The following is a 13,094-nucleotide window of genomic DNA, read 5'->3' as shown; positions in this document are numbered from 1 at the left end:
ATCTACCGAATTGCTCCGTCTATCGGACTCGATGCGGACGCGTAAAGCCGCTTAGGCATACGACCGGAAAGAAATGCGAGGCGGCCGGCTTGGACGGCTAGGTTCATGGCGGTGGCCATGGCTGGGGCGTCGTGGGCTTCGGCGATTGCGGTGTTCATGAGGATGGCGTCGGCACCGAGTTCCATCGCAATGGCGGCGTCGGATGGGACACCGACGCCGGCGTCGACGATGATGATCGCGTCGGGCAATTGCTCACGCATTATTCGCAAATTCGAAGGGTTCTGCACGCCCATTCCCGAACCGATCGGCGCGGCGAGCGGCATCACGGCGGGGCAGCCGGCGGCGAGCAGCTTTTTGGCCATTATCAGGTCGTCCGTGAAATACGGCAGGACGATAAAGCCTTCTTTTACCAATATTTTAGCGGCTTCGAGAGTTTGCTCGTTGTCGGGCAGCAGCGTTATTGGATCGCCTATAACTTCGAGCTTTATCCAGTCCGTTTCAAGTGCCTCGCGTGCCAGACGAGCCGTGCGGATCGCGTGGTCAGCGTCGTAGCATCCTGCGGTGTTGGGCAGGATCTTCATGGTTGGCGAAAGGTGGTCGAGAAAGGATTCGGTCGAGCCGTCGAGCGGCACGCGGTTTACCGCGACGGTCACCATTTCGGCACCTGAAGCGACATGCGCCGCCTTCATTTCGTCATACGAACGATATTTGCCCGTGCCGATTATTAGCCGTGAAGAAAATGTGGTGCCTGCGAGTGAAAATTGATCTGACATTACTCCAATTTTTACTTATGTAGAGAAAGAAAACAATTCTCCACACGGCAAGAAGAAAATTAGCCACAGAGGCCACAGAGAGACTGAGAGGAAACGTTTATGGACTATCGGCGGCAATCGGTAAGGATCGGAAGAGTCGGAACATGTCTCATCTTCCTCTGTGTCCTCTGTGGCTAACGCGTCATCCGCCGCCAACAAAATGGACGACCTCGATCTTGTCTGCGTCATTAAGGACAGTCTGCTGCCAGTCGGTTCGTCGAACGACGGAATTGTTTAGTTCAATGGCAACGCGTTGTTTTGGAAGGGAAAAATGCTCGAGCAGCCGATCTAGATCGATCGCGTGCGGGACGAAGCGCTTTTCTCCGTTAAGAAATATTTGGATCTCCGACATTATTTCAATAATCCGTCTTCGATCTGATTATTTCAAATTTGAGATCTGAGATTTGAAAGGGCAGTGGCGAAGCATGAAGATCCTATCTCGCCGCAGTCAACTTTTCACGGATCCATGCCTAGCCCGGCGTAACGACCCGCCTTAGCTCTATCTCTTCCCCGTCAGCGATCGCCCGGATCAGAAGGGCGGCGCGGCCGGCTTGGAAGTGAGGTAGCTGCAGATGTACGCGGGCGAGGCCGTTGGCGTCGGTCGTGGCGTGGAAGATGACCGGGCGAAAGCTCGACCCGAGGACCTTGATCATGATCTGCGCATTGGTCACGACCTTACGTTCGGTGCCGCGGCAGATCATAATGCTGACCGTTCGGCGGTCGCCGCCTTTGAATTTGCTGTCGCTCAGCAATTCGAGGCTGAGCTTTTGATTTGTTGAGCGTTCGAGGCCTGAGAGTTCGCTGACGACCGCTACGGCATCATCCGGAAGTATCTCGATCTCATCGTCCTCGATGATATGTACCGCGTCGAGAACCAGTTCCTCCTCAAACATATCGCCCGGAACCAGCCGGATGACTTTTTCGGTCTCCACCATGCCGATCTTGATCGGCGCTCGCGGAACCACGGGTGCCCGGTCGATCACAGGAACGGCGGGCAGCGGCACGGTGACACGCGGCGTTTCGGTAATGGCCTCAGCGAGTATCGCGGCGTCTGCCGGCTGAAGAAGCGGTTCGGTATCGGGTTTGATCTTTGCCTTCCCGCCAGCGGACGCGGCTCGCGTCATTTTCACGAGCTCATCAATGCGCCCGGCCTTGACCGCGGCACACATGAGCTTGTGTTGGCGGGAGAGACGTTCAGTGACTTCTTTTTCGTCGTAATCGACTACGCTAAGGTCTTCGTAGGTCGAGCGCTTGCTCGCGAGGATCGTGCCCTTGTCGTAAACAAGCGTCATGATCATGCGGGCGGGCGCACCTTTATCCTCGGTCTGCACGTGATACGTGATTCCCTGATAATCGATGTCGGTGTTGAAGCCTGAGATCACAAAACTATTTTAACGGAATGAGGAGGAAAAAGCGGCGAAAAAGAGCGCGCGTCAGCCACCTTTAAAATTATCACACGCGTTTTGAATGGGTCAACGAATAAATCATTTACAGTCAGTAAAATGCCAATTATTCGGGCTATGACTGCCTTGACACTCCTAAGCGGTTAAACTACGATTTAGTTTGAGCCAAGAAACGCTGATCTTATTGCGGAATGCGAGCCATTTCTACGGTTTTTTGCGGTTAATAAGTTAAAAGAAGATGTCGGAATACAATGTTTTCGATTACGTTCCCATCGGGATCATGTTTTTGGTCGCGGCGGGATTTGGCGCGAGTCAGCTGCTCGTCACTCAGCTTATCGGCCCGCGTAAACGTACGGCCACAAAGCTTATGCCGTATGAATGCGGCAAGGATCCGGTAGGCGGGGCACGCGATAAATTCTCAGTGAAGTTTTACGCCGTTGCCGTTATCTTCCTCCTGTTCGATATCGAAGTCCTGTTCATAATCCCATTCGCCGTAGCGTTTAAGAGCCTACTGGCCGAAGAAAAGCTGAGCGGCATCGCATACGGCACGATCGCGTTTGTCGAGATCCTTATCTTCGTCGCTACGTTGGTGATCGGATACATCTACGTCTGGAAGAAAGGCATCTTCGATTGGGGCCTGCAGGCTCGTGCGGAAGCTCGCCAAGAGGCGAAAAACCTGGCGAAACGCCGGCGTGAAGAAGCTGTTGCAAAAATGAAGCTTGCAGCTTAGGAAGTCGTGAGTCGTCAGTCTGGAGTGGCGAGAGTTCCTCCATCTCCAGATCGCCACTCCAACTTAAAGAAATATGGGTTTAGAAAACACTCTATTCGAATCGCTGCCCGATGTCGTCACCGTAAATCTCGACGCCGTGGTTAACTGGGCACGAAAGAGCAGCCTATGGCCGGCGACGTTTGGGCTTGCATGCTGCGCGATCGAGATGATGAATTCCGCGGCCAGCTCGCGTAACGATCTTTCGCGATTCGGGGCGGAAACCTTTCGGGCTTCGCCGCGGCAGGCGGACGTAATGATCGTTTCGGGACGCGTTTCGCGTAAGATGGCACCGGTACTCCGCCGCGTCTACGACCAGATGCCTGAACCAAAATGGGTTATCTCGATGGGAGCCTGCGCGACCTCGGGCGGTGTATTTGATAATTACGCCATCGTGCAGGGCGTCGATAAGATCGTTCCGGTCGATATTTACATCCCGGGATGTCCGCCGCGTCCGGAAATGCTGGTACATGCGATCCTGATGCTTCAGGACAAGATCATGAAGGAATCGGTCAAGGATCGTCGAGACACGTTCGAAGCTGAATCGCGGCAGTCGATTGCTCCCGGAACGCTGCCTGTAACCGAGGCGACTGCCCTGGAACGCGAAATGCACGCCGAGGTCGATGCCGGAACAGCTACGCGGCCGTATTCGGTGCCGTCAAAGCACGAAAGACGACGAAGTTCGTAACAGGTTTATATGACTGAGAAACTCCACGGTTACGTGGAACAGATAAAAGAAAAGAACGCAGATTGGGTCGTCTCGGTTGTCGAGGGGCACGCGTCTTCGCCTAAAGGTCTTGCTTACCGAGGACGAGCCGAATGTCAGCACCGTATCGATGCTCTGGCAAACCGCAAATTGGCACGAACGCGAGACTTACGACCTGGTCGGGATAAAATTTGACGGCCATCCTGATCTGCGGCGCATCTTGCTGCCATCGGATTTTGACGGCCATGCATTGAGAAAGGACTATCCGCTGCGAGGCTACGAGCCTTACAGCATGAATTAATTATGGCGACAGCTGTAGAAAACATTCCAAGCCAGTTCGAGGTTCTCGACCAGCCTCTCGAGTCTGAAATGACCCTCTCGATGGGGCCGCAGCATCCGTCGACCCATGGCGTTTTGCGTCTGGATCTCAAACTCGACGGCGAACTTGTCGTCAACGTCGTTCCCGACATTGGCTATCTCCACACCGGCATGGAGAAGTTGTTCGAGTACAAGAAATATCAGCAAGGCATCGTCATCACCGATCGGATGGATTATCTAAATCCGCTCGGCAACAACCTGGCATATGTAATGGCGGCCGAAAAGCTGCTCGATCTGGAGATCCCCGAGCGGGCTCAGGTCATTCGCGTCCTGATGTGCGAACTCCAGCGGATAGCGTCGCACATGGTATGGCTGGGCACGCACGCTCTTGACCTCGGGGCGATGTCGATGATCTTTTTCTGTTTCCGCCAGCGGGAGAAGATCCTTAACCTGATCGAATCTGCCTCCGGCGGCCGCATGACGCCGAGTTATTTCCGGATCGGCGGGCTTATGATGGATCTGCCCGCCGGATTCGATAATCGCTGCCGACAGTTTTTGGATGACTTTCCGGAGGCACTCGAAACTTTCGATACACTCGTCACCGGTAACACTATCTGGATGAGCCGCACAAAAGGTATCGGCGTGATCGACAAAGAAGAAGCCATCAACTGGGGACTGACCGGCCCGAGCCTGCGCGGCAGCGGCGTCAACGTCGATATACGCCGTACAAACCCGTACTCGGGATACGAGACTTACGATTTCGAGGTTCCGGTGGAAAATGACGGCGACGTTTGGGCGAGATTCATGGTACGCATGCGCGAACTTCGAGAATCGCACAAGATCATTCGCCAGGCTCTGGAAAGATTAAAACCGGGGCCGATCAAAGCTGATAGTCCGAAGATCGTTCTGCCTGATCGCGATGATATGCGAAAGCATATGGATTCGCTGATCCACCACTTCCTGATCGTCGCCGAGGGCTTCAATGTGCCCGAAGGCGAGGTTTATCACGCGATCGAAGCCTCAAAGGGCGAACTCGGCGTTTATATGAAATCGAACGGCGGTCCGAAACCCGAACGCGTCCATTTCCGCGGCCCGTCATTCGTAAATCTCGCCGCTCTGCCCGTAATGAGCGAGGGCGAAATGGTCGCGGATGTCGTGGCGATCATTGGGTCGTTGGATATTGTTCTGGGAGAGATCGATCGGTAGATATGGCCGGGGAATATGATTCAAAACTCGACCAACTAACAGGATTAGTTGAAACGTTAACCAAAAAGGTTGACAGGTCTATTGGAGGCCTTGACGAATTAAGATTGGAAATGCGGGGTCTCCGTACTGAAGTGAATGGACACACTTCCCGCTTCGATCGAATAGATAGTCAAATTGCGGTGGTGTCGGGTCGACAGGGCGATATCATTAGCAAAGTAATTGATATCCGAAAAGAGTTAACCGCGACCTCTGCATCGATTAACGATCAATCCGTTAAGATCCTGGAGATGTGGAACCGGCTCGTGGATATTCAGGGCACATTTTAATACTTGGACGAAAGAGTTATAAGTATTGAGATGGAGGTTAAGAATCTTGCGAATTTGATAAATGAAGTCATCGTTAAGATGGACGCAAAGATCAATGTTCAGTCCAATATTGAAGAAATTGATCGGCGCATAACGCGAATAGAAGAAAGACTGGCAGCGTAAAAATGGCAGCAGCTACCCCTACAAGTTTCACAGACACAGTTCTCGTCACCGACGAGGTCGCGGAGTTTTCTCCGGCGGTCGTCGAGGAGATGAGGTCGCATTTAACAAAATATCCGGCGAACCGAACCCGTTCGGCACTGATCCCTCTGCTATTTGTCGTACAGCGGGAACGCGGCTGGCTCGATAACGCGGGCGTGAATTTCCTGGCGAAGTTCCTGAATCTCGAGGTCACGGACGTATGGGAAACCGCGACGTTCTATTCGATGTTCAACCTGCGAAAAGTTGGGCGTCACCACATCCAGATCTGCAAAACGCTCTCGTGCAAGATCATGGGCGAGCCGGATATCACGGAGCATATTTGCTCAAAACTCGGCATTCATCCCGGCGAAACGACCCCGGACGAGAAATTTACCGTCACAATGGTCGAGTGTTTAGGCAGCTGCGGTACGGCACCGATGATGCAGATCGGATTTGATTATCATGAAGATCTGACGATCGAAAAAGTAGATAAGATTTTGGCGGATTGTAAGTAGCATGAACTATAAAGTTGCGTTACATCAAACCGACGAAGGTTTCAGCGTTTCATGCCCTGCATTGCCAGGATGCTGGTCACAGGGCGAAACTGAGCAAGAGGCTCTGGATAACATCCGGGAAGCCATTCGTGAATATCTTGATGTAGTTGAGATGAACTTGCTCGGAGCCGAAATCAGAGAGGTGGAGGTCGCGGCATAATGCCGAAGATCTCCGGCATTAACCATCTGAGAGCGGTTGGAGCTTTAGAAAAAGCTGGATTTTGGATTGCGAGACAAGGCAAGCATATTGTCATGACGAACGGTGAGCGAATCGTAACGATTCCCCGCCACAATCCGGTAAATGCCCTGACAATGGGCGGGATCGTTAAGGATGCGGGATTAACGGAAGCCGAATTCAAGCGATACCTTTAGAATATGAACAACGTAGGCGTACGGCTTACGTTCAAAAGAAAATGGAAATTAAAGCGATCGGCTGCGAGCCATTGTCACTCAAGCGAATGCACATCAAAGATGGGCACACGCTAAAGGTGTATCGCGATACCGGCGGTTACAAATCACTGGAAAAGGCACTGAAGATGTCGCCGGCGGACATCATCGAGGAAGTTAAAAAGAGCGCGCTTCGCGGTCGCGGCGGTGCAGGCTTCCCAACGGGAATGAAATGGTCGTTCGTGCCGAAAGACTCACCGAAGACCAAATACGGCGTCTGTAATGCTGACGAATCGGAGCCCGGCAGTTTCAAGGACCGCTATTTGATGGAACGCGATCCTCATGCTGTTATCGAGGGCATGATCATCGCCGGTCATGCTCTGGGTTCAACAGTTGGATACATTTACGCCCGCGGGGAATACCATTATTTGATCGACGTCATGGACGTCGCGATCGCCGAAGCCCGCGAAGCAGGCCTGCTTGGCAAAAATATACTTGGCTCCGGCCTCGATTTCGAGCTTCATACGCATACCGGAGCCGGAGCGTATATCTGCGGCGAAGAGACCGCTTTGCTCAGTTCACTCGAAGGCTATCGCGGACATCCGCGAATGAAGCCGCCCTTCCCTGCCGTCGAGGGGCTTTACGCTTCGCCGACGGTCGTAAATAATGTCGAGACGTTCACGTCCGTTCCACAGATCATTGAAATGGGCGGTATTGAATGGCGAGATCTCGGCACTGAAAAATCGGGCGGCACAAAGCTTTGGTCGATCAGCGGCCACGTCAAAAAACCGGGTGTTTACGAGCTTCCGATGGGCTATTCCGATATGGAAAAGTTCATTTACGAGGATTGCGGCGGAATGCTTCGCAGCGATAAAAAGCTGAAGGCTGTGATCCCGGGCGGTTCCAGCGTTTATATCATGCGTGCCGATCAGATCATCGGCAAGAAGGTCACGCTCGATTACGAAGGCCTCGTTGCGGCGGGTTCCCTGCTCGGCACGGGCGGCATGATGGTGATGGACGAGACCGTCGACATCATGGATACGACCAAAAATCTGACCGAATTTTACAAGCACGAATCCTGCGGCTGGTGCACACCTTGCCGCGAAGGAACCGACTGGCTCGTCAAGATCTTTAACCGTATCTCAACCGGCGACGGCAAGCCTGAGGACGCACAACTCTTGCTCGACATTTGCGATAACATCGAGGGTAAATCGTTCTGCGCACTCGGCGATGCGGCGGCGTGGCCCATTCAGTCGGCGATCAAGCAGTTTCCGGAAGATTTTAAGAAGTGGCTGGTCGACAAGGCCGCTTCGAACGGCGTTCAGCCGAATATTTGACAACTAAATGACCGCGAACAAACTCCTTAGATCAGCTGCGTACTTTGCACAGATCGGGATACTTGTGTTCGCATTCTCTCTTGCGGCTTTTGGGCAGGGCAAGAATCCGGTGATCCTTGTGCCGGGACTTTGGGGATCGGAACTTCGTCACAAAGATACCAACGAACGGATCTGGTTCAAGGCGTTCAAGTCGAAATCTGAAGACCTTCGCCTGCCGATCAACCCGGATCTTAGTAAGAACCGCGACAACCTCGTCCCGGGTGATGTCTTGAGAGAAGTAAAGCTCGGAGTCTTCCCGGTAATCGATGTATACGGCGGTTTTCTAAAGGCGATGGCGGTTCGCGGCGGTTACCGCGAGGAAAAGTGGGATTCGCCTTCGGAAGATGGTTTTGCGGATTCGCTTTACGTTTTTCCGTATGATTGGCGGCTCGATTGCGTTGAGAACGCAAGAATGCTGGTCAGGAAGGTCGAGGCTCTAAAGATAAAGCTCAAGAAGCCTGATCTAAAGTTTGATATTGTCGCCCATTCGATGGGCGGACTCATCGCCCGGTATGCCGCGATGTACGGCGATGCTGACCTTCCGAGTGGGAATGCTAAGCCTCAGCCGACGTGGGCGGGCTCGAAGCTCTTTGATAGGATCATTCTTTTAGGTACGCCGAACGAGGGCTCCGCTCTCGCTTTGGGCAATCTAGTAAACGGTTTCACTGTGAACGGAATGCGTATCGATCTACCGTTCATGGAGGACTCATCGAAGTTCACCGTTTTCTCGATTCCGTCAGCCTATCAGCTTTTACCGGCTCCCGGCACGTTCCGGGCGTTTGACGAAAACCTACAGCCGTTGGCCATCGACCTGTACAACCCAAAGGTTTGGTCGAAATATGGCTGGAACCCGGTGGATGACAAAGATTTTGAGGCTGAATTTAAAGCCATCAAGAAAGTAGATGCCGAGAGCTTTTTTGTGGCGAACCTCAACCGGGCGAAGCGATTTCATGAAGTTTTGAACGCCGCGGACGGCAAGTCGGATGACATAGAATTCTACGCGATCGGATCAGACTGCCGAGCGGCACTTGATGCAGTTGTTATTTATCAGGACGTGAAGACGAAAAAGTGGAACACACTTTTTCAAGCAAATGATCTCACTACGTCCAGCGGCAAAAAGATCCCGGCTGAAGACGTGAAAAAAGTAATGTTCACGTCAGGCGACAGAATCGTCAGCAAACGGTCATTTGCCGCGGAGACGCTATCTAAAGTGACGGGTTCGTCGGTCTTTAATAGCAGATCGAACCACTTTATTTGCGGCGAGCACGATAGACTCGCTGCTAACTCGAGAATTCAGGAGTACATCATCGGGCTCTTGAGCAAACCTACTGAGACGATGATAAAGGAGAATTAATTGTTATGGGAAAAGGCGATAAACGTTCACGACGCGGAAAAATATTTGCAGGCAGCTTCGGCAAAACACGCCCGAAGAAAAAAGCAACGGCGGTAAAACCGGCAGAAGAAACAACAGCGAAGAAAAAAGGCAAGTAGCCGCTCGCTCGAACCGTGAATTTAGCAGATCGATCAGCGGACCGTTAGAGCCCGCCGAAACGCGGTATTCGAAATAGAATTAATGTCAGAACAGATAAAAGTAACAATAAACGAACAGGAATATGAGGTCGACAAAGGTGCTCGGCTGATCGACGTGTGCCGTGAGAATGGCCATGGAGTTCCATCGTTTTGCTATTACCAGGACCTTGCCGTTCAGGCTTCGTGCCGTATGTGCCTGGTTCGCATCGACAAAATGCCGAAGTTGCAGACCTCGTGCACGATCAACTGCACCGACGGCATGGTCGTCACCACGCAGAGTGAAGAGGTCGAAAAGGCTCAGCGCGCGATGGGCGAATTCCTGTTGGCAAATCACCCGCTAGATTGCCCGGTATGCGATCGCGGCGGCGAATGCGAACTCCAGGAGGTCATTTTCGACTGGGGCGACGTCGAACAGCGTTTCACGGAGAAAAAGAACGCTGACCCCGAAAAATATCTTTCACCGATCGTCGCCAACGACCCGCAGCGCTGCATCTTGTGCAAACGCTGCACACGCGTCTGCGACGAATGGATGGGCGAGGACGCGATCGAAGCCGGAAACCGCGGCGTGAATACCGTCATCGGAACCTACGGCGGCTGGCTGAACTGCTCGCAGTGCGGAAACTGTATAGAGGTCTGCCCGACCGGAACTCTGCTCGACGGCGTTTATCGCCACGAAACGCGGCCATGGGAACTCGAACAGACGGTTACGACCGACGTTTACGGCTCGGACGGAATGCAGCTTTCGATCGGCTCGCGAGCAGGTAAGGTTCACCGTATCGTTGCCCGCGACCGCTACGTTAATGGCCTGAATGGTGAGTTCCTCGACGTGAAGGCCCGCTTCGCTCACGAATTCATCAATCACTCGGACCGTATCAAAACGCCGATGATCCGCTATTCCAAGGGCGGTAAACTCATTCCCGCAACATGGGATGCAGCGATCAAGTTTGCGGCGGACAAGTTAAAAGTGCATGGAAAGAACGTCGGCGTCATTGCGAGCCCGCGACTGACGAACGAGGCCGTTTTCACTCTCAAGAAATTTGCGACGGACGTTGCTGGCTCAGGAAATTACGCCGTTTCGGATGCGAGCGATGTTGCGGCGGTTTTCGACAATCTCAGTGCCCCGCTCTGCACGCACAAAGAAATTCGCCACGCCGCGACCATCGTTCTAATCGGCGGCGAGCCTGAAGAAGAGCAGAGCTACACGGCAAAACAGATCCGCCAGGCCGTACGTAACGGCGGTGCCGAATTCATCTGCATCAACGATACGCCGATCAATCTTTCGCGGCGTGCGACGCAGTTCGTTCATGTTAATCCGGGAACCGTCGATGCGTTCGCATTAGGATTCGTTGACGAATCGAGTGATGCAATGATCGCAGAAAAATGCGGTGTTGATACCGCTGTGATCGAAGCCGCAGGTAGAATGATCGAGGAAACACAGGGCGATCTGATCATCATGATCGGGTCAGACCTATCGATTGACGCACAGGCTCTGATCGCCGGGTCTGTTGGAAAACTGGCTGGCGAAGGCCGCCGGGTTTTGCTCCATCCACTTGCGAAATATAACAACTCGGTCGGTGCTCACGATGTAACCTCGGGCCGCAAGTCGGTCGATGAGGTCGTCAAAAATTCAAAAGCATTGCTGATCGGCGGCAGCTTGCAGGATGCAAGCGTACTTGCGGGCAAGGATTTTGTCGTCGTTCAGGAGCTTTTCCAGACCGAGACGACCGATCACGCGGATGTCGTTTTCCCGGCAGCGAGTTTTGCTGAGGTTGACGGAACGTTTACGAACAACGCCGGCAACGTCCAGCGTGTCCGCAAGGCCATCGAGCCCGTCCATCAGGCAAAACCTGACTGGATGATCACGAGCCTGCTTGCAAAAGAAATGGGAACGCCGATAACGGCTGAACTTTCGGTATCGGCTATTTTCCGCACGATCGCCGACGTTGTTCCGGCATACGAAGGCCTTCGTTATCCTTCGCTGAAAGATGAATCATCGCCTGTCCAGGCAAAATACGCTCTTGTGAGCGGAAAAGATATGTCGGCCGAGATCTCGGCTGTTAAGAGCTGGCTCGATTCGGTTCCAGCCCGCGGAGAGAAGAACACAACAGTCCCGAAAGTCGGCCATAAACTGCATCGCCTGACGACGATGACGAGCAAGACGCAGCAGTTCCATCTGCTCGCGCACGGCAATCCGAAACCGGCAAATCTGTTAGTTTCGCCGCTTGTGCAGTTCGGGCTTGACGGCAAGCCGCGTGAAGAAGGTTTGGCTGAGGCTGCGGCCGTGGGAGTTTCGGACCGCTCCGCTCCCGGTAAATAGTTTTTGATATGGAATCTGTCCTAAAAACTGCATTTCCTTTTATTGTCTACGCGGCTGCGATCGGCGGAGCCTTCGGCGGCGTGATGATGATCGTTGCCTACACAGTGCTCGCCGAGCGAAAAGTGTTGGGATGGATCCAGGGACGCGTCGGGCCAAACCGCGTCGGGCCGTGGGGACTATTTCAGCCATTCGCCGACCTTTTGAAATTTATTTTCAAAGAAGATCTAACGCCTGATAAATCGACGAAATTCGTATATTTCCTCGCACCTTTGGTCGCTTTGACGTGTGCGTTGATGCCGATGGTCGTTTATCCATTCGGGCCGCGCATCGCCGATCCGCTGGGCTGGCTAGTTCCATATGTTTCCGGGGTCGCGTATCTGGGCGATGCCACGGCGTGGATCGCTGAACAGGCGAGGAATATGCCGCTAACTATTGCCAGCATTGATGTTGGCGTACTTTTTGTGCTCGGCATTACTTCGGTCGGCGTTTACGGCATTGCCCTCGCAGGCTGGTCGTCGAACAGCAAATATTCGCTCATGGGCGGCCTGCGTTCATCGGCACAGATGATTTCGTACGAGCTCGCTATGGGAGCCTCGGTGATCGGCGTCGTCATGCTGGCAGGAACGCTCGACCTGAACGGCATTATCCTCGCTCAGACGCAATCGCCGTTCAAATGGTTCATCATTCCGCAGTTCATCGGCTTCATGGTGTTCCTGATCTCGGCATTTGCGGAAACGAACCGCGTGCCGTTCGACCTGCCTGAGGCAGAAACAGAACTCGTCGCCGGTTTTCACACTGAATATTCGGCACTTAAATTCGCACTGTTCTTCATGGCGGAATACGTGAACATGTTCACGGTTTCCGTGATGTGTACGGTCTTGTTCCTCGGCGGATGGTACGTGCCGGGTCTCGGCCATATTTTTGAGCCAGGCTCGATCCCGTACGCTTTGATAAGCCACGTTGCGTTCATCGGAAAGATAATTGCTTTCTTGTTCCTCTACATCTGGATCCGCGGGACGCTGCCGCGTTTCCGTTTTGATCAGCTGATGAACTTCGGCTGGAAATTTTTGCTGCCGGTCGCCATCGGAAATGTGATCCTGACGATCGTTATTGTGTTCTTTTTGAATAGGTAAGGAGAGTGGTTGGTTGTCAGTGGCGCGTGGTCAGTGACAGCCAAGTCGGACGCGTTCTGACTGACCACTAACTACCGACC

15 protein-coding genes are annotated in these 13,094 nt (G+C 53.2%); 12 read left to right on the top strand and 3 right to left on the bottom strand.

The window, feature by feature from the left end; translation table 11 throughout:
• Positions 1–2: 2 nt before the first annotated feature.
• From IPG22_11595 to IPG22_11585, 3 genes are all read right to left on the bottom strand, one after another.
• Positions 3–773: a thiazole synthase gene (locus IPG22_11595; protein MBK6588929.1), complete on the bottom strand. Its 771-nt coding sequence runs from the start codon at positions 771–773 to the stop codon at positions 3–5.
• A gap of 181 nt (positions 774–954) precedes the next feature.
• Positions 955–1,164 (bottom strand): sulfur carrier protein ThiS, encoded by a 210-nt coding sequence (gene thiS, locus IPG22_11590; GenBank protein ID MBK6588928.1) that lies wholly within the window; start codon positions 1,162–1,164, stop codon positions 955–957.
• Positions 1,165–1,282: 118 nt separating this feature from the next.
• Positions 1,283–2,194 carry a hypothetical protein gene (locus IPG22_11585; protein ID MBK6588927.1) on the bottom strand — a complete coding sequence of 304 codons (912 nt, stop codon included), beginning with the start codon at positions 2,192–2,194 and terminating at the stop codon, positions 1,283–1,285.
• A gap of 259 nt (positions 2,195–2,453) precedes the next feature.
• Here IPG22_11585 and IPG22_11580 point away from each other — a divergent pair, with 259 nt between their 5' ends.
• The 12 genes from IPG22_11580 to nuoH all read left to right on the top strand — a co-directional run bounded on the left by IPG22_11580 (position 2,454) and on the right by nuoH (position 13,014).
• The gene (locus IPG22_11580) at positions 2,454–2,945 is read left to right on the top strand and encodes an NADH-quinone oxidoreductase subunit A (GenBank protein MBK6588926.1); all 492 of its coding nucleotides are present in this window, start codon (positions 2,454–2,456) and stop codon (positions 2,943–2,945) included.
• 73 nt (positions 2,946–3,018) lie between these two features.
• The gene (locus IPG22_11575; protein ID MBK6588925.1) at positions 3,019–3,669 is read left to right on the top strand and encodes an NADH-quinone oxidoreductase subunit B; all 651 of its coding nucleotides are present in this window, start codon (positions 3,019–3,021) and stop codon (positions 3,667–3,669) included.
• A 61-nt stretch (positions 3,670–3,730) separates the two neighbouring features.
• Positions 3,731–3,988 carry an NADH-quinone oxidoreductase subunit C gene (locus tag IPG22_11570; protein ID MBK6588924.1) on the top strand — a complete coding sequence of 86 codons (258 nt, stop codon included), beginning with the start codon at positions 3,731–3,733 and terminating at the stop codon, positions 3,986–3,988.
• A gap of 2 nt (positions 3,989–3,990) precedes the next feature.
• Complete coding sequence (gene nuoD / locus IPG22_11565; GenBank protein ID MBK6588923.1) at positions 3,991–5,211, top strand: NADH dehydrogenase (quinone) subunit D; 1,221 nt, start codon at positions 3,991–3,993, stop codon at positions 5,209–5,211.
• Between the two features lie 490 nt (positions 5,212–5,701).
• The gene (locus tag IPG22_11560) at positions 5,702–6,232 is read left to right on the top strand and encodes an NAD(P)H-dependent oxidoreductase subunit E (protein MBK6588922.1); all 531 of its coding nucleotides are present in this window, start codon (positions 5,702–5,704) and stop codon (positions 6,230–6,232) included.
• A gap of 1 nt (position 6,233) precedes the next feature.
• Positions 6,234–6,431, top strand: a complete 198-nt coding sequence (locus IPG22_11555; protein ID MBK6588921.1) for a type II toxin-antitoxin system HicB family antitoxin — start codon at positions 6,234–6,236, stop codon at positions 6,429–6,431.
• A complete protein-coding gene (locus IPG22_11550; GenBank protein MBK6588920.1) occupies positions 6,431–6,643 on the top strand; it encodes a type II toxin-antitoxin system HicA family toxin in 213 nt (70 codons plus the stop codon). Before IPG22_11555 ends, IPG22_11550 begins: the two co-directional genes overlap by 1 nt.
• An 86-nt stretch (positions 6,644–6,729) precedes the next feature.
• Positions 6,730–7,995 carry an NADH-quinone oxidoreductase subunit NuoF gene (nuoF, locus tag IPG22_11545; protein MBK6588919.1) on the top strand — a complete coding sequence of 422 codons (1,266 nt, stop codon included), beginning with the start codon at positions 6,730–6,732 and terminating at the stop codon, positions 7,993–7,995.
• A gap of 7 nt (positions 7,996–8,002) precedes the next feature.
• A complete protein-coding gene (locus IPG22_11540) occupies positions 8,003–9,388 on the top strand; it encodes a hypothetical protein (protein MBK6588918.1) in 1,386 nt (461 codons plus the stop codon).
• 5 nt (positions 9,389–9,393) lie between these two features.
• Positions 9,394–9,525: a 30S ribosomal protein THX gene (locus IPG22_11535; protein MBK6588917.1), complete on the top strand. Its 132-nt coding sequence runs from the start codon at positions 9,394–9,396 to the stop codon at positions 9,523–9,525.
• 82 nt (positions 9,526–9,607) lie between these two features.
• Positions 9,608–11,881: a molybdopterin-dependent oxidoreductase gene (locus IPG22_11530; protein MBK6588916.1), complete on the top strand. Its 2,274-nt coding sequence runs from the start codon at positions 9,608–9,610 to the stop codon at positions 11,879–11,881.
• Positions 11,882–11,889: 8 nt separating this feature from the next.
• Positions 11,890–13,014: an NADH-quinone oxidoreductase subunit NuoH gene (gene nuoH, locus IPG22_11525; GenBank protein MBK6588915.1), complete on the top strand. Its 1,125-nt coding sequence runs from the start codon at positions 11,890–11,892 to the stop codon at positions 13,012–13,014.
• Positions 13,015–13,094 lie beyond the last annotated feature (80 nt).

It is taken from the genome of Acidobacteriota bacterium (genome assembly GCA_016703965.1).
GTDB lineage: Bacteria > Acidobacteriota > Blastocatellia > Pyrinomonadales > Pyrinomonadaceae > OLB17.
This window is presented reverse-complemented; position numbering and strand designations above follow the sequence as displayed.

Bases quoted from the DNA above. Each gene is read 5' to 3' on its own strand.
- nuoD (MBK6588923.1), top strand. From the start codon at position 3,991: ATGGCGACAGCTGTAGAAAACATTCCAAGCCAGTTCGAGGTTCTCGAC.
- IPG22_11530 (MBK6588916.1), top strand. From the start codon at position 9,608: ATGTCAGAACAGATAAAAGTAACAATAAACGAACAGGAATATGAGGTC.
- nuoF (MBK6588919.1), top strand. From the start codon at position 6,730: ATGCACATCAAAGATGGGCACACGCTAAAGGTGTATCGCGATACCGGC.
- IPG22_11575 (MBK6588925.1), top strand. From the start codon at position 3,019: ATGGGTTTAGAAAACACTCTATTCGAATCGCTGCCCGATGTCGTCACC.
- IPG22_11535 (MBK6588917.1), top strand. From the start codon at position 9,394: ATGGGAAAAGGCGATAAACGTTCACGACGCGGAAAAATATTTGCAGGC.
- nuoH (MBK6588915.1), top strand. From the start codon at position 11,890: ATGGAATCTGTCCTAAAAACTGCATTTCCTTTTATTGTCTACGCGGCT.
- thiS (MBK6588928.1), bottom strand. From the start codon at position 1,164: ATGTCGGAGATCCAAATATTTCTTAACGGAGAAAAGCGCTTCGTCCCG.
- IPG22_11540 (MBK6588918.1), top strand. From the start codon at position 8,003: ATGACCGCGAACAAACTCCTTAGATCAGCTGCGTACTTTGCACAGATC.
- IPG22_11550 (MBK6588920.1), top strand. From the start codon at position 6,431: ATGCCGAAGATCTCCGGCATTAACCATCTGAGAGCGGTTGGAGCTTTA.
- IPG22_11595 (MBK6588929.1), bottom strand. From the start codon at position 773: ATGTCAGATCAATTTTCACTCGCAGGCACCACATTTTCTTCACGGCTA.
- IPG22_11560 (MBK6588922.1), top strand. From the start codon at position 5,702: ATGGCAGCAGCTACCCCTACAAGTTTCACAGACACAGTTCTCGTCACC.
- IPG22_11555 (MBK6588921.1), top strand. From the start codon at position 6,234: ATGAACTATAAAGTTGCGTTACATCAAACCGACGAAGGTTTCAGCGTT.
- IPG22_11580 (MBK6588926.1), top strand. From the start codon at position 2,454: ATGTCGGAATACAATGTTTTCGATTACGTTCCCATCGGGATCATGTTT.